The 13,753-nt window shown below is 70.1% G+C and carries 17 protein-coding genes and 1 pseudogene; 4 read left to right on the top strand and 14 right to left on the bottom strand.

What is annotated here, in order from left to right; all coding sequences use genetic code 11:
• Positions 1–146: 146 nt before the first annotated feature.
• Both H3H54_RS11700 and H3H54_RS11695 read left to right on the top strand, forming a co-directional pair.
• Positions 147–1,466: a hypothetical protein gene (locus H3H54_RS11700; RefSeq protein WP_262424014.1), complete on the top strand. Its 1,320-nt coding sequence runs from the start codon at positions 147–149 to the stop codon at positions 1,464–1,466.
• On the top strand, positions 1,463–1,747 hold the full coding sequence (locus H3H54_RS11695; RefSeq protein ID WP_262424013.1) for a hypothetical protein: 285 nt from the start codon (positions 1,463–1,465) through the stop codon (positions 1,745–1,747). The genes H3H54_RS11700 and H3H54_RS11695 overlap by 4 nt, the downstream gene beginning before the upstream one ends.
• A 31-nt stretch (positions 1,748–1,778) precedes the next feature.
• Here the strand turns inward: H3H54_RS11695 and hutH are convergent, their stop codons facing one another.
• The 5 genes from hutH to H3H54_RS11670 all read right to left on the bottom strand — a co-directional run bounded on the left by hutH (position 1,779) and on the right by H3H54_RS11670 (position 6,678).
• Complete coding sequence (gene hutH / locus H3H54_RS11690; protein ID WP_262426468.1) at positions 1,779–3,308, bottom strand: histidine ammonia-lyase; 1,530 nt, start codon at positions 3,306–3,308, stop codon at positions 1,779–1,781.
• A 180-nt stretch (positions 3,309–3,488) separates the two neighbouring features.
• Complete coding sequence (locus H3H54_RS11685; protein ID WP_262424012.1) at positions 3,489–4,262, bottom strand: ABC transporter ATP-binding protein; 774 nt, start codon at positions 4,260–4,262, stop codon at positions 3,489–3,491.
• A 93-nt stretch (positions 4,263–4,355) separates the two neighbouring features.
• Positions 4,356–5,393: a TetR/AcrR family transcriptional regulator gene (locus H3H54_RS11680; protein ID WP_262424011.1), complete on the bottom strand. Its 1,038-nt coding sequence runs from the start codon at positions 5,391–5,393 to the stop codon at positions 4,356–4,358.
• Positions 5,394–5,479: 86 nt separating this feature from the next.
• Positions 5,480–6,220: a GAF and ANTAR domain-containing protein gene (locus H3H54_RS11675; protein ID WP_262424010.1), complete on the bottom strand. Its 741-nt coding sequence runs from the start codon at positions 6,218–6,220 to the stop codon at positions 5,480–5,482.
• Positions 6,221–6,441: 221 nt separating this feature from the next.
• Positions 6,442–6,678, bottom strand: a complete 237-nt coding sequence (locus H3H54_RS11670; RefSeq protein ID WP_262424009.1) for a hypothetical protein — start codon at positions 6,676–6,678, stop codon at positions 6,442–6,444.
• On the opposite strand from H3H54_RS11670, the gene H3H54_RS11665 reads away from it, so the two are divergent.
• Complete coding sequence (locus H3H54_RS11665) at positions 6,677–7,291, top strand: cysteine hydrolase family protein (RefSeq protein ID WP_262424008.1); 615 nt, start codon at positions 6,677–6,679, stop codon at positions 7,289–7,291. The two genes, H3H54_RS11670 and H3H54_RS11665, sit on opposite strands and share 2 nt — an antisense overlap.
• Here the strand turns inward: H3H54_RS11665 and H3H54_RS11660 are convergent.
• The 5 genes from H3H54_RS11660 to H3H54_RS11640 form a co-directional block, all read right to left on the bottom strand.
• Positions 7,278–7,970: a TetR/AcrR family transcriptional regulator gene (locus H3H54_RS11660; protein WP_262424007.1), complete on the bottom strand. Its 693-nt coding sequence runs from the start codon at positions 7,968–7,970 to the stop codon at positions 7,278–7,280. The genes H3H54_RS11665 and H3H54_RS11660 overlap by 14 nt on opposite strands.
• Before the next feature lie 171 nt (positions 7,971–8,141).
• A complete protein-coding gene (locus H3H54_RS11655; protein ID WP_262424006.1) occupies positions 8,142–8,444 on the bottom strand; it encodes a metal-sensitive transcriptional regulator in 303 nt (100 codons plus the stop codon).
• 96 nt (positions 8,445–8,540) lie between these two features.
• On the bottom strand, positions 8,541–10,883 hold the full coding sequence (locus H3H54_RS11650) for a heavy metal translocating P-type ATPase (protein WP_395963765.1): 2,343 nt from the start codon (positions 10,881–10,883) through the stop codon (positions 8,541–8,543).
• A gap of 59 nt (positions 10,884–10,942) precedes the next feature.
• Positions 10,943–11,080 carry a hypothetical protein gene (locus H3H54_RS11645; protein WP_262424004.1) on the bottom strand — a complete coding sequence of 46 codons (138 nt, stop codon included), beginning with the start codon at positions 11,078–11,080 and terminating at the stop codon, positions 10,943–10,945.
• On the bottom strand, positions 11,080–11,295 hold the full coding sequence (locus tag H3H54_RS11640; RefSeq protein WP_262424003.1) for a heavy-metal-associated domain-containing protein: 216 nt from the start codon (positions 11,293–11,295) through the stop codon (positions 11,080–11,082). The genes H3H54_RS11645 and H3H54_RS11640 overlap by 1 nt, the downstream gene beginning before the upstream one ends.
• Before the next feature lie 139 nt (positions 11,296–11,434).
• Between H3H54_RS11640 and H3H54_RS11635 the strand changes: the two genes are divergently transcribed.
• Entirely contained in the window at positions 11,435–12,280 is an 846-nt protein-coding gene (locus H3H54_RS11635) for a DinB family protein (protein WP_262424002.1), read from the top strand.
• Between the two features lie 34 nt (positions 12,281–12,314).
• Here H3H54_RS11635 and H3H54_RS11630 read toward each other — a convergent pair whose 3' ends face one another.
• From H3H54_RS11630 to H3H54_RS11615, 4 genes and pseudogenes are all read right to left on the bottom strand, one after another.
• Positions 12,315–12,545 carry a Pr6Pr family membrane protein gene (locus H3H54_RS11630; protein ID WP_262424001.1) on the bottom strand — a complete coding sequence of 77 codons (231 nt, stop codon included), beginning with the start codon at positions 12,543–12,545 and terminating at the stop codon, positions 12,315–12,317.
• Positions 12,546–12,651: 106 nt separating this feature from the next.
• Positions 12,652–12,822, bottom strand: a pseudogene (locus tag H3H54_RS11625) (hypothetical protein); the annotation flags it as partial.
• A gap of 134 nt (positions 12,823–12,956) precedes the next feature.
• Positions 12,957–13,610 carry an NAD(P)-dependent oxidoreductase gene (locus tag H3H54_RS11620; protein ID WP_262424000.1) on the bottom strand — a complete coding sequence of 218 codons (654 nt, stop codon included), beginning with the start codon at positions 13,608–13,610 and terminating at the stop codon, positions 12,957–12,959.
• Positions 13,559–13,747, bottom strand: coding sequence for an NAD-dependent epimerase/dehydratase family protein (locus tag H3H54_RS11615; RefSeq protein WP_262423999.1), 189 nt, complete (start codon positions 13,745–13,747; stop codon positions 13,559–13,561). Before H3H54_RS11615 ends, H3H54_RS11620 begins: the two co-directional genes overlap by 52 nt.
• Between the last annotated feature and the right edge of the window lie 6 nt (positions 13,748–13,753).

Genomic DNA, 13,753 nt, shown 5'->3' with positions numbered 1-13,753 from the left:
GCAGCCCGCACCGGTCGGGAAGCGACTCTCGCCGACGACACCGCTGCCCCGGTCACCAGCTCACCTGGACGCTTCGGAAGCAGAAGCGCGCCGCGCCGTAGGATCCCCTGGTCTATATAGGGATCGACCTGAAGGGTCACGCGACGATGAACGGCGACACCGCCACCGAGTCCGCTCGGCGCATTGCGATTCTCGGCAGCAGCGGAGGGAACCTGCGCAGCCATGGCGGCAGCGACCCCGCACGGCTGATCGCCGACGTCGCACGCCAGCTGGAGGCCGCAGGGTTCGTGCTGGAGGAGGTCCAGTTCGTCTCCGCCGCGACCTCCATGGACAACGTCTCGCAGTCGACCCCGGCGACGCTCTGGGGTGCGGACGAGTCCGGCCCTCACATCATCCAGGAGGGCCCGCTCTCCGAGATCAACGCCCTGGCGCGGCAGAACGATGAACGGCTCGCCGCGCGCGTGCGCGACGGAGAGATCGACGGGCTCATCCTCATGAGCCACGACCCCGGGGACACGAACGCGCAGACCGTCGCGGCGGCCGCCGCCGCGGAGATCCCCGCCGCCGGAACCGGCGGCAGCTCCCTGGCGACGGCGCAGCAGGTCGGCCTCAGGGTCATCTCCGCCTCCGGCACCACGGGGACCACCAGCTCGACCCGGGCGGTCTCCTACGTCTCCGGCCTCGCGAGGCACTGGAAGGTCAAGTACCGGCCCCGCCTCGGAGGATCGTCCTCGGACAGCTCCGGCCCGGCGGCTGATGAGCCAGCGTGGAAGCGCATCAGCATCCGCGGGATCATGGTCGGCGCGATCCCGGCGTTCATCGCCCTCGCCCTGCTGCTGGCCGTTTCGAAGATCCCGGGCCTGGGTTCGCTGCAGCCGGCGTTCGACCTGATGATCGCCGGCCTGCCGATCATCGTCTCCGCCGTGGCGGCGCGGAAGATCAGCGGGCTCGGCGAGGTGGGCATGGTCGCCGGAGCGATCGCCGGGATCCTCGCACAGGAGGGCGGGATCCTCGGCGGACTGCTCAGCGGCATCCTCTCCGGCCTGCTCGTCGGCCCGCTCCTGCGGCGCTGCGTGGCGTGGAGCTTCCCCGCCACCACAGCGAACATCGTCACCGGCGCTCTGGCGGGCCTGCTGCCCGGCCTGCTCATGTACTTCGTGCTCGCCCCGTTCACCGCGGTGCTGGGGACCTGGATCGGCGACGCGATCGCCTGGGCGGTGGCCTTCAACCCGATCATGGCTGGCGCACTCGCGGGCCTCGCGATCTGGCCCGCGATCATCGGTGGGGTCTACCACTCGGCGATCCTGCCCCTGGTGCTGCTGGAGATGGGGCAGAAGGGCTACAGCTTCTTCGGCGCCGTGGACATCGCGGCGCTGGTGGTCGTCTCGCTCGGCATCACGCTGGCCAACGTGGTCAGGCCCCGCACCTCGGGGAGCGGGCGCTGGCTGGCTCCGGCTCGGCGGTGAACTTCTTCTTCGGCACCTTCGTCGAATCGTCCTATCCCTTCATGTTCGGGGATAGGAAGGTGTTCGGGGCAGCGCTGCTGGCCGCCACCGCGGGCGGTGCAGTGGTGGGGCTGACGGGCGCGGAGGCGACGGCGTACGTGCCGGTCTTCATCGCCCCGTTCATCTCGACCAGCGCGGTCGGGCTCACGCTCGCGATGCTCACCTCGTTCACGATCGCGTTCACGCTCACCCTCGCCGCGAATCTCTCCGCCCTGAAGAAGAACCGGGCTGCGACGGTCTGAGTGCCTGCCGCTGCCCGGCAGCGAGCCCGTTCTAGTCCAGCGGCCCCGTGACGGACTGAGCGGACGCGGTGACCTCCCCGCTACGCACCAGGCGCACCATCGCCTCGATGTCGGGGGAGAGTCGGCGGTCCGGGCCCACGCCCTCGACGTGCTCGCGGATCGTGCGCAGCGCGGCGCCGGTGGCGGGGGAGGACTCCAGCGGCGCCCTCAGCTCCAGTCCGCGCCCGGCGGCCATCAGCTCGATAGCGATCACCCGCTGCACCGAGTCGACCGCACGGCGGAGCTTGCGCGCTGCCGCCCAGCCCATGGAGACGTGATCCTCCTGCATCGCCGAGGAGGGGATCGAGTCGACGCTCGCGGGCATCGCGAGCCGCTTGAGATCACTGACCAGCGATGCCTGCGTGTACTGGGCGATCATCAGCCCGGAGTCGATGCCGGGATCGGCGCCGAGGAACGCGGGCAGGCCGTGGGAGCGTGCGGGGTCCAGCAGGCGGTCGGTGCGGCGCTCGCTCATGGAGGCGAGGTCCGCGGCAGCGATCGCGAGGAAGTCCAGGACGTAGCCGACGGGCGCCCCGTGGAAGTTCCCGTTCGACTCGACCCGCCCGTCGTCCAGGACGACGGGGTTGTCCACGGCGCTGGCCAGCTCGATCCCGGCCACCGACTCCGCATGGGTGAGCGTTGCTCGGAAGGCCCCGGCGACCTGGGGTGCACAGCGCAGGGAGTAGGCGTCCTGGACCACGGTGCAGTCCGCTCCGCGATGGCTTGCCACGATCGCTGAACCCGCCAGGAGCTTCGAGAGATTCCGGGCAGAGGCCTGCTGGCCCGGGTGCGGGCGCACCTCGTGCAGAGCAGCCTCGAACACCCGGTCCGTGCCGAGGAGAGCCTCGATGCTCATCGCGGCGGAGACGTCGACGGCGCGAGATGCTTCCCTCAGGTCGTGGATCGACAGCGCGAGCATCCCGAGCATCCCGTCGGTGCCGTTGATCAGGGAGAGCCCCTCCTTGGCCTCGAGCACGACCGGGCTCGTCCCCGCGTCGGCGAGGGCAGCGGCGCTGTCCAGCAGGTTGCCGTCGCGATCGCGCACCTCGCCCTCGCCGATCACTGCGAGAGCGCAGTGTGCCAGCGGTGCGAGGTCGCCCGAGCAGCCCAGTGAACCGTTCTCGTGGACGATCGGGGTGAGGACCTCGTTCAGGAGCGTCACGTAGCGCTCCGCCACCTCGGGCCGCACCCCGGTGCGGCCCGTGGTCAGGGTCTGCAGCCGCAGCAGCATCATCGCGCGGACGGTCTCCTCCTCGACTTCCGCTCCGGTGCCGGCGGCGTGGGAGCGGACCAGGGAGGCCTGCAGGCGAGTGCGGGCGCTGACGTCGATCTTCCGGTCCGCCAGCGCACCGAATCCGGTCGAGACGCCGTAGGCGGGGGTGTCCGCTGCGGCGAGCTCCTCCACGGCTTCCCGCGCCCGGAGCATCCGGCCGCGCGCGGTCTCCGCGATGACGACGGGTGCGCGATGACGTGCCACCTGCACGACCTCCGCGATCGTCAGGGGCCGCTCTCCGAGGGCGATGGGCGTCGGCGCAGCGGTGGGCTGCTGGGGGAGTTCGTGCTCGTCATGCCGGCGTGGCCTCCTCGAGTCAGATCCTGGGTGCGATCCTCTCGAGTCTGACGCGCGCTGTTCCCGCGCGGTGGGTGCGCACGACGAATCTGTCCGGCATGCCGGACACGCGACTGCTGTCGTCGGCGTCTGTCAGCGGAAGCGCTGCACCGCGAGCGGATTCGCCTCGGCGAGCTCACGGACGGGCTCGTGCTCGGTGCGGGCCAGCACCTCGGGCAGCGTGCCGCGGGCCAGCAGGCGTCCCTCGCCGAGGAAGACGATCTGCGGGCACAGTCGCTGCAGCAGCTCCACGTCGTGGGAGGCGATCAGCGCGCCGATGCCCAACCGCTGGATGGTCCCGGCGAGGGTGCGGGCGATCTGGCCCCGAGTGGTCGGGTCCACTGCGGTGAGCGGCTCGTCGAGCACCAGGATCTCCGGACGGGTGGCGAGCGCTGTCGCGAGCGCCACCCGCTGGGTCTCACCGCCGGAGAGGGTGCGCATGGCGCGCGGCAGGAAATGATCGGCCAGACCCACGGCCTCGAGCATCTCGGTGGGGGAGACGGAGTGCGTGCGGCCGCCCTTGCGGGCCTCCTTCGCCGCGAGCTCGAGCCGGGAGCGAACGGTCTCGCGGGGGTCGGAGATGGTCATCGCGTACTGCGAGACGAAGCGCGCGGCGGCACGGAAGGTCTTCCGGTCCCGGCCGCGCAGCTTCGAGACGCTGCGCCCGTTCCAGGTGACCTGGCCGGAATCCGGGCGATGCTCCCCGCTCAGCGATGCCAGCAGCGTCGTCTTGCCCGCTCCCGAGGGGCCGAGCAGCCCCAGCGGCGGATCCCCGGCACTGAGCGTGAGGTCGATCCCTCGCAGCACCTCCTCCCCGGGGTAGCTGGCATGCAGGGAGGTGGCGGTCAGCGTGGTCGAAGCAGGCATCAGGGTCTTTCCTCGCAGGGATGGATGAGAGGCACTCTAACCAGGAGAGCTGGGGGTTCACCCACCCCGGGGCCGAGCCGCGAGATCACCGGCTCAGTGCGAGGGCTCCATCTCCACGAAGGAGCGTGCCAGGCGAGCGAGCTCTTCGACCGGGGCATCGTCGTGGGCTCCGCTCTGCATGGTGCGCACGGTCCGCTCGCGCACGGCGAGGTTCAGCACCAGTCCGAGGATCGCCCTGCTCGCGAAGGCCGGGTCCAGACCCGGCCGCAGCAGGCCCCGCTGCGCGAAGTCGGTGAAGCACTGCTCGAAGATGTGCTCGTGGACACGGCGCAGGCGCGCCATGCGGAAGCGACCGGGATGGTCCCCGCTGACGGACTCCGCCTTGAGCGTGGCCAGCAGCTGCGTGGGCAGCGCGGCCGGGTCCCAGTGCACGGCCAGCGCCCGCAGCATCGCCTCGGGATCTGCGTGCATCGTCTCGATCTGGTCGAGGATCCGCTGCGCATGGGCCTCGAGCAGATCGATCACACTGTCCAGCAGGATGTCCTTCGAGGCGAAGTGGTGCATCAGGCCGGGATGCGAGATCCCGATGTGCCGGCTGATGTCCCGCAGGCTCGCCCCGTGGTATCCGTGCTCGGCGAACATCTCGGCCGCCCCCGCGAGGATCTCCTCCCGGCGAGTGCGAGGCCGGGACTCCCGTGCAGGTGACGCAGCTGCTGGTGCCCGCGAGGGATGTGCGCGGGAGGGCGCCTCGGAGCTGCAAAGGAGGGCGAGCGGCGTCTCCCGGCTCGCGCGCTGCAGGAGCAGGTCGTCCGCTGTCCCCGACGTGCGGGGCGCCGCGATGGTCCGACTGCATGCCGGGAGCGGATCGGGGAGACGGTAGCCCAGGGGCTCCGCCCCGGCATCGGTCTCGCGATCGATCGCATGACGCAACGGCACCAGGCCGTCCAGGTCGATGTGACCGGCCCCGGTGAGATCGAGGGTGATGTGCGGCGCCGGCTGCAGCCCGCGCGCCTGGCGGACGATGGGCAGCAGGGCGGGGTGCGTCTCGGCAGTGAGGCAGCCGGCCACGGCGAGCTGGACTTCCTGCAGATCGACGTCGACATGGACGGTCACCGAGAGCGTGTGGGGCATGGGGAGGCCTTTTCATGCAACATGAGGAACAAGGCCCCCTGCTAGACCTCGTTGCAAGGATATCCGGGGAACCCCTCGGGAAACAATCAGCTCTCGAACGCGGTGCGCGCGGGCTTCGAGCTGACGGAGGCCACGAGCTCCGCCGCGAGCTCTCGCAGCTTGATGTTGCGATGATTGGACGCCGCCTTGAGGATGCTCACCGCGTCGTCCTGGCTGCAACGATTCTGACCCATGATGACGCCTACCGCGAGGTCGATCACCGTGCGGGACTCCATCGCCGCCCGCAGATCGCTCGCCGATTCCCGCTGGGACGCCAGGCGCACCGCGAGCCGAAGGGCGTCGGCCGCGAGCTTCGTCTCCAGCTCGATGGACGCGATCATCTCGGGAGTGAAGTCGTGGGGGACCTCCGAATAGATGTTCACACCGGCGCGCGCGTCATCATCGAGAGCGAAGGGCAGGCCGAGCACGGAGCGCACACCGCGGGCGACGGCGGCCTGCTGGTACTCCGGCCAGCGGTCATCGGTGCGCAGGTCCCCGGCCCGGATCACGGCGCCCTCACTGATCGCGGTCAGGCACGGTCCGTGCGTGAAGGCGCTCTGCAGCTCGTCGAACTCGCGGGCTCGGGGCCCGGAGGAGACAACGGTCGCGGCCTTGCGGTCACGCAACAGGGTGATGGCGCACCACCGTTTCCCACCGGGGCCCGTGAGCCGGTCGGCGAGCAGCTCTGTGAAATCCTGGAGGAAGGAGGAGATGTCCTCGCTCTCGAGCACCAGCCTCTGCATCGTGCTCAGGTGTCGTTGCTGGGCGGTGTCGGGGTCGTCGAGCATGGCGCGGCCCTCCTGATCGTGGTGAACGGCGAGATGCCGGCGCGGGCGCGTCGGCCCCCATCCGAACACGCCCCCGGCGCCCCGTACAGGGCACCCGGGGGTATCCGCCGGGGCGCTCCGCCTGGCAGGAGCGGCGTCACGCACGGTCGGCGACCGTGTCTGCTCCCAGCCGACGGGCGCAGTGCGCGCAGCAGAAGATCTGCGTGCCCGCCATGATCTGCTCAGCTCTGGTTCAGCCGGCGGGCGAGCAGTCCCTTCGCCAGCTCCGCCCCCTTGGCGCTCTCGTGCTGCGCCTTGCCGAAGAGTTCCGCGAGCTCCTGATCGCCGGCGCGCTCAGCATCGGCGCGGTAGGTCTCCATCCGCAGCGCATTGGACAGGCACTGCTCGGCGAACCAGATCAGGTCGTAGTTCTTGTCCTTGGTCCCGGTGACTTCTCCGCCCTCGGTCACGTTCGTCATGATCGTTCCTCTCCTCGGGGGTGCTGGCGTTCTGTGGCGTGGACCACAGCGCCATCAGACGCCCGGCCAGCGCTCCCGTCAGGAGGCGTTCTTCCAGGAGCCGACGCTCGCAGCGGCTCGCAGAGAGGTGATCGGCGCGGCGCGAGCGCTCGCCGTGGCGGCGCGCCACGCCGAGGTGCCGATCTTCCTGATCACGACCGAGCACAGCCGGGACCGCTCCACGTGGACGCTGAGCATGCTCGACGATGATCAGGGCTACCTGTTTCCTGGCGAGCCTGGCACTGCGGTGGTCCAGGAGCTCGATGCCGAGGGCATGACCCGGATCGAGAAGACTCGCGACAGTGCCTGGTTCGGCACCGACCTGCTGCTGCGGCTGCGCAACCTCGGTGTGGGCCGGGTGGTGATGGCCGGGGTCTCCACCCACGCGTGCATCGCCCAGACAGCCCGCGACGCCTACGCGAACAACGTCCGCGCCATGATCGTGACCGACGCCGTGGCCGATGAGCGCCAGGACCACAAGGAGATGGTGCTCGAGCAGCTCGTGAGGGATCGCCAGGCAGAACTCGCGACCGTCGAGGAGGCCATCGGGAGATGGGCACCTACTCCGAGCTGAGGAACGCCTCGACCTGCTTGGCCAGGTCCTGCAGCGGGGCGTCGCCATGGCCATGATGCTGGAGCGGGCGGACGGTCTTCTCGCGGACCGCGAGGTTCAGCACCACGGCCAGCAGGGCGCGGCCCGCGAACGCGGGATCCGTGTCCTCGCGAAGGAGGCCCTTCTCATCCAACGTGCTGAAGCATGTCTCGAGCATGTGCTCGTGGACCCGGCGCAGCCGTGCGAGCCGGTATCGGCCCGGATGGTCTTCGCTGACGCTCTCGGCATCGAGAGTGGCCAGCAGGCGGATCGGGAGCGAAGCGGGATGCCAGATCGTGGTGAGGCCGCGCAGCAGGGCGTCGCGCCCGTCGTTGAACTCATCGATCCGGTCCAGTGCTGCCTGCGCGTGCTCCTCCATGCGGTCGATCACGCCGTCGAGCAGGACATCCTTCGCACCGAAGTGGTGCAGCATCCCGGAGTGGGAGATGCCGATGTGGTTCGAGATGTCCCTCAGGCTGGAGCCGTGGTATCCGTGCTCCGCGAACATGTCGGCGGCTCCGTCGAGGATCTCTTCGCGCCGCCCGGCGCGTGCGGGGGTGCGAGCCGGGACGGGGTCAACGGCCGGTCCCGCCTTCGCGAAGGGCGTGTCGCTGTCGAGATCGACCTGATGGTGCTGCTCCGGCGCGAACTTTTCGGTCATCGTTCTCCTGGGTCGAGCCCGCTCAAGAGAGGAGCCGCCCTGCGGTGGGTGCGGGCGAGGCGGTCCGCGTGGGGTGCTCTCGCACCCCAGGGATGACTCTAATGCATCGCTGGGTGCTTCGTCGCGATCGGCGCCGGTCGCTCGGAGGGCGCCGCAGCGCCGACCGGCAGGTCAGGAGCGCACGAGTCGCGCGATGGCGGCAGAGGCCTCCTTGAGCTTCGCCTCCGCTTCCTCGCCGCCGGCGCGCGCGGCATCGACCACGCAGTGCTGGAGATGGTCCTCGAGCAGACCCATCGCCACGCCGTCCAGCGCACTCTTCAGAGCGCTGATCTGCGTGAGGATGTCGATGCAGTACTTCTCCTCGTCCACCATGCGGTGCAGCCCTCGGGCCTGCCCTTCGATGCGCTTGAGGCGGGCGAGGTAACGGGACTTGTCGGAGATGTAGCCGTGGTGGTGCTCGTGCGCCTCGTGCACCTCGTGCTCCTCGGTCGTGGGGAGAGCGGGGGATGCTGGCAGTCGGGTCGGTGGTGGTCATGTGACTCCTTCGAGTGACGGGCTGGTCAGGGGCGTTCAGTCGGCGATGGTGGGCCGAGGTGCGGCCGACCCCGCGGCGGGGGCGGGCGTCGCAGCCTCGTGCGCCCGACTGCGGAAAGAGCGCAGGCGCAGGCTGTTGCCTACTACGAAGACGCTCGAGAACGCCATCGCGGCCCCGGCGAGCATCGGGTTCAGCAGTCCCAGCGCGGCCAGCGGGATCGCTGCGACGTTGTAGGCGAAGGCCCAGAACAGGTTGCCCTTGATGGTGCCGAGGGTGCGACGGGACAGGCGGATCGCGTCGGCCGCACTGCGCAGATCCCCGCGCACGAGCGTGATGTCCGACGCTTCGATGGCGACGTCCGTGCCGGTGCCCATGGCCAGGCCCAGATCGGCCTGGGCGAGCGCGGCGGCGTCGTTCACGCCATCGCCCACCATCGCCACCACCTTGCCCTCGCCCTGCAGCCGGGAGATCACATCGATCTTGTCCTGGGGGAGGACCTCGGCGATCACCTGCTCGATCCCTACCTCCGCAGCGATCTGTTCGGCCGCCGCCCGGTTGTCGCCGGTGAGCAGGAGCGGGGTGAGCCCGAGCCCCTTCAGCTGGGTGATGGCCTCGGCGCTGGTGGGCTTGACGGTGTCGGAGACCACCAGCACGCCGCGCGCCCGGTCACCCCAGAACACGACGACCGCCGTCTGCCCGCGGGACTCGGCCAAGGCCTTGGCCTCGGCCAGCTGTGCGGGTAGTCCCTGACCGTCAACGAGAGTGGCGCGGCCGACGAGGACCGAGCGGCCCTCGACCGTTCCCCGCACGCCGCGGCCCTCGAGATTCTCGAACTGCTCCACGGAGGGAAGAGCGCCGAGCTGCTCGGTGGCGCCCTTGGCGATCGCCTGGGCGATGGGATGCTCCGAGGCCTCCTCGACGGCACCGGCGAGGCGCAGCAGCTCGGTGCGGTCCGCGCCGTCGGCCGCGATCGCCTCGGTCAGGGTCATCCGGCCGGTGGTGACGGTGCCGGTCTTGTCGAGCACCACGGTGTCGATCTTCCGGGTGGATTCGAGCACCTCGGGACCTTTGATGAGGATCCCGAGCTGGGCGCCGCGACCGGTGCCGACCAGCAGGGCCGTGGGGGTCGCGAGCCCGAGCGCACAGGGACAGGCGATGATCAGCACGGCGACCGCTGCGGTGAACGCCGCTTCGAGCGGGAACCCGGCCCCGATCCACGCACCGAGCACCACCGCCGCGAAGGCGATCACGACCGGCACGAAGATCCCCGAGATCCTGTCGGCGAGGCGCTGGATCTCGGCCTTGCCGGACTGGGCGTCCTCGACCATCGTCGCCATCTGGGCGAGCTGGGTGTCGCTGCCCACCCGCGTGGCACGTACCCGCAGGCGGCCGCCCGCGTTGACGGTGGCGCCGGTGACCGCGTCGCCCACGCCGACCTCGACCGGCACGGACTCGCCGGTCAGCATCGAGGCGTCCACTGCCGAGGTGCCGGAGGTGACGATGCCGTCGGTCGCGATCTTCTCGCCCGGCCGGACCACGAACTCATCGCCCACGACGAGCTCGGACACGGGGATCCGCACCTCGCTGCCGCTCCTCATGATCGCGACGTCCTTCGCGCCCATGTCCATCAGGGCACGCAGCGCAGCCCCCGCCTGCCGCTTCGAACGCTTCTCGAAGTAGCGGCCCAGCAACAGGAACATGGTGACCCCGGCAGCCACCTCCAGATAGATGTTCGCCGCGCCGTCGGAGGGGCCGATGGCGAGCGAGAACTCGTGGGCCATGCCGGGGGCACCGGCAGTGCCCAGGAACAGTGCGTACAGCGACCACAGGAATGCCGCGACAGTGCCCACGGAGATCAGCGTGTCCATCGTGGCCGCGCCGTGGCGCAGGTTGATCAGGGTCGCGCGGTGGAAGGGCCAGGCGGCCCACACGACCACCGGCGCGGTGAGGGTGAGCATCGCCCACTGCCAGTAGGTGAACTGCAGCGCCGGGATCATCGAGATCACGATGACCGGCACCGACAGCAGCACCGCGCCGATGAGGCGCTGGCGCAGGGAGGTCAGCTCCGGATCCTCCTGCTCCTGCCCGTCCTGCCCTTCAGTGCCCGTCGACCCGGCTTCCCGTGGCGCGGGGAGGGCGGCGGTGTAGCCGGTCTGTTCCACCACCGTGACCAGGTCGCGGGGGTCATAGCCCTCAGGCACGGAGACCCGCGCCTTCTCCGTGGCGTAGTTGACCGCGGCGGTGACGCCCTCGAGCTTGTTGAGCTTCCGTTCGATCCGGTTCGCGCACGAGGCACAGGTCATCCCGCCGATCTCGAGCTCGATATCGGCAGCCGTCGGCGGCTGCAGCGGGGAGGGGGAGTGGTCACGGGGAGAGATCCTCTCTCGCGAGCGGGCGGCTCGCGGACTGTCGAACGGAGGCGGTCAGGGCTCGGGGCTCAGTGCGTGGGCCCGGCGTCTCCGGCCCACTGGGCCACCCATTCGGCGGGCACCAGCACACCGGCCAGCAGGTACGACGCGGCGAACAACGCCACCAGCAGCAGGCCGTAGAGGGCCACTTTCGTGCCGGCGCGCATCAGGCGCGGACCGCGGAGTACCCGGCCTCGGTGACCGCTGCGAGCACGGCGGCCTCGTCCACCGGCTGCGAGGCGGAGACGCGCAGCACGCCGGACTCGTGGCTGACTTCGACGCCCTGGACGCCGGCGACCTCGCTGACCTCCTCGCGCACGGACATCTCGCAGTGGCCGCAGGTCATGCCGGTCACCTGGAACTGGGTCGTGGTCGCGCTCATGGTCTCTCCTTCGGATCATTGATACCCGGGAGGGGTATCTGCTCTCCCTCCTTTATACCCCTATGGGGTATGTCAGGCAAGGGCCTTCGGTCCCTGAAGAGGGGTATCGCCCGTGCGGCGCGAGTGCTTCGATGAGCTCATGAGCATCGACGCCATCGCCCACATCGAGCAGGAAGCGGACCGGCTCGCCACCGTCCTCTCCGCCATCGATCCCGAGCAACAGGTCCCCACCTGTCCCGACTGGACCGCCGTGGATCTTCTGTGGCACCTCATCGAGGTCCACGAGTTCTGGGTAAGGATCCTCGCGGACCGCACCACCACCGACGAGGAGGCGATGGCGATTGAGGAGCGCGGCACACCGCGGCCCGAAGGGCAGCATGAGCTTCGCGAGCGCCGCGCAGCCGCTACCGAAGCCCTCCTCGCCCAGCTCTCCACACGCGCCGACGAGGAGCCGGCATGGTTCTGGTACTCGCAGGAGCGGACCGTCGGGGCGACTCGGCGGATGCAGACCCAGGAGGCGACCATCCACCGAGTCGACGCCGAGCTCACCGCTGGCCTTCCCCTCAGCCCGATCAGCCCCGAGGTCGCAGCCGCCGGTCTCGAGCACGTGCTGCACGTGATGTGGCCGGCAGGGTACGAGTGGATCCCCGACTGGGCGAGCATCCGGCCGGTCGCAGCGGTCGAGATCCGACCGTCGGGAGGCGGGACCCGACTGCTCGGCATCAGCCGCTGGTCCGGCACGAGACCGCGCGACGGCAAGACCTTCGACGCCCCCGTCGGCCGCCTCCTGGCGGATCCCGCCGATGCGGAGGAGGGGCTGCCGCGCGCGACCGCCTCCGGGAGCGCTCTGGCCCTGGACCTCTGGGCCTGGGGGAGGGCCGCGGCGCTGGATCATCTCGCGGATGGCCCGGATCTCGTCGAGATCCATGGGGATCCGGCGGCGATCATGCAGCTCGAGTCGCTGATCGCCGAGGGTCACGACTGAGCAGCCCTGGCACAGCGGCCCCTGGCACAGCGGCTCAGCGCCGCGGGGTGAGCGCCTCCGCCTCGACAGGGATCTCCGGGACCTTCTGGGACCGCAGCCGGCCCTCGAGCAGATGCACCGCGGCCGCGATCGCGAGGAACGCCACCAGCACCACCGCCGTGGTGATCAGCACCTGCGCCCAGGAGGACGCCGTGGGGTCCAGGAACTCGTACGGGTACCAGCCCGTCACCCCGCCGCGCACCCAGGTGCCCGCCAGGAACACCACCGGATACAGCTGCCACCACAGGAGGCGCTGGGCCGACGGCGCACGGCGGCGGAGCGAGAGCCCAGTCCAGGACAGCCACCACCGGGGCCAGGCGATGCAGCACGATCCCGGTCCAGCCGATGTCCCAGCGCAGCAGCTCATCCAGCGGAGCCACCAGCAGCGCATAGATGATCCCGGTCATCGCCAGATAGAACGCGACCGCGCCCCGGACGTCGTCGAACCACGCGGCACGGCGTGATCCCGTCGCGAGACCCGCGATGATCAGGACCACGAACATCAGGTTCGACTGATTGGTGAAGTAGGAGACGTTCTGCGCGAGCAGCCCGTCCTGCCCTGCAGCGATCGCATTGCTGACCAGCGCGGCGGTGACGAGCAGCGCCACCAGAACGCGCACCGCCAGAGCCGGTGACCTCATGCGTTCTGCGGCCAGTCGTCCCTCACCGGGGCCCCGCCCTCGACGACCCGCTCCTCGGCACCGGGCAGCGCGGTCCACGAGTCCTGCGGACGGTATCCCAGCTCGAGCGAGGTGTTGGTCAGCGACCAGCGCCGGTTGGGGTTGTCGGAGATCGCGTAGTAGAGCCCGAAGCCGACGTCCGCCTCGATCGCGCGGATGACCACCTGGGTGCAATCCGCGGGGCTGAGCCACATGGCGCGCAGGATGTCCTCCTCAGCCTCGAGCGGATCCTCGGCGAACCAGCCGATGCGCAGGTTGATCACGTCAAGACCATGCTCATCGTGGTAGTACCGGCCGAGCGCTTCGCCGAAGATCTTCGAGACCCCGTAGAGGGAGTCGCCCCGTGGCAGCTGATGCGGGTAGACGGGCCACTGCTCGTAGCGGTCGTACATGCCCATCGCATGGTTCGAGGAGGCCAGCACCACCCGGCGCACTCCTGCCTCACGAGCGGCCTCGAGCACATTGCGCACCCCGATGAGGTTCGCGTCGAGCACGAGATCCCAGCTCGAATCGGGCGAGGCGGCACCGGCCATGTTGACCACGGTGTCCACCCCGTCCATCAGGGCCAGCACCTCGTCGTAGTCGGAGAGGTCGGCGATCTCGAGCTCCACCCCTCAGGGGCCTTCTCGGGGCTGCGCCCGTGCAGCACGAGCTCGTAGTCCTCCGCGAGGGCGGTCGCCAGATGGGAGCCGATGCCCCCGGTGGCGCCGGTGATCAGTACACGTCTGCGTCTCGTCGAGTCCGTCATGCCCCC

Origin of the sequence: Brachybacterium sp. Z12 (assembly GCF_014400405.1) — a bacterium.
Taxonomy (GTDB): Bacteria; Actinomycetota; Actinomycetes; order Actinomycetales; family Dermabacteraceae; genus Brachybacterium.
Note: the sequence above shows the minus strand (reverse complement) of the source record. Positions and strands in the feature narration are given on the sequence as shown.

Excerpts from the sequence above, each read along its gene's own strand:
- H3H54_RS11700 (WP_262424014.1), top strand. The coding sequence starts at position 147 with ATGAACGGCGACACCGCCACCGAGTCCGCTCGGCGCATTGCGATTCTC.
- H3H54_RS11685 (WP_262424012.1), bottom strand. The coding sequence starts at position 4,262 with ATGCCTGCTTCGACCACGCTGACCGCCACCTCCCTGCATGCCAGCTAC.
- H3H54_RS11680 (WP_262424011.1), bottom strand. The coding sequence starts at position 5,393 with ATGCCCCACACGCTCTCGGTGACCGTCCATGTCGACGTCGATCTGCAG.
- H3H54_RS11675 (WP_262424010.1), bottom strand. The coding sequence starts at position 6,220 with ATGCTCGACGACCCCGACACCGCCCAGCAACGACACCTGAGCACGATG.
- H3H54_RS11665 (WP_262424008.1), top strand. The coding sequence starts at position 6,677 with ATGATCGTTCCTCTCCTCGGGGGTGCTGGCGTTCTGTGGCGTGGACCA.
- H3H54_RS11670 (WP_262424009.1), bottom strand. The coding sequence starts at position 6,678 with ATGACGAACGTGACCGAGGGCGGAGAAGTCACCGGGACCAAGGACAAG.
- H3H54_RS11660 (WP_262424007.1), bottom strand. The coding sequence starts at position 7,970 with ATGACCGAAAAGTTCGCGCCGGAGCAGCACCATCAGGTCGATCTCGAC.
- H3H54_RS11645 (WP_262424004.1), bottom strand. The coding sequence starts at position 11,080 with ATGCGCGCCGGCACGAAAGTGGCCCTCTACGGCCTGCTGCTGGTGGCG.
- H3H54_RS11640 (WP_262424003.1), bottom strand. The coding sequence starts at position 11,295 with ATGAGCGCGACCACGACCCAGTTCCAGGTGACCGGCATGACCTGCGGC.
- H3H54_RS11635 (WP_262424002.1), top strand. The coding sequence starts at position 11,435 with ATGAGCATCGACGCCATCGCCCACATCGAGCAGGAAGCGGACCGGCTC.
- H3H54_RS11615 (WP_262423999.1), bottom strand. The coding sequence starts at position 13,747 with ATGACGGACTCGACGAGACGCAGACGTGTACTGATCACCGGCGCCACC.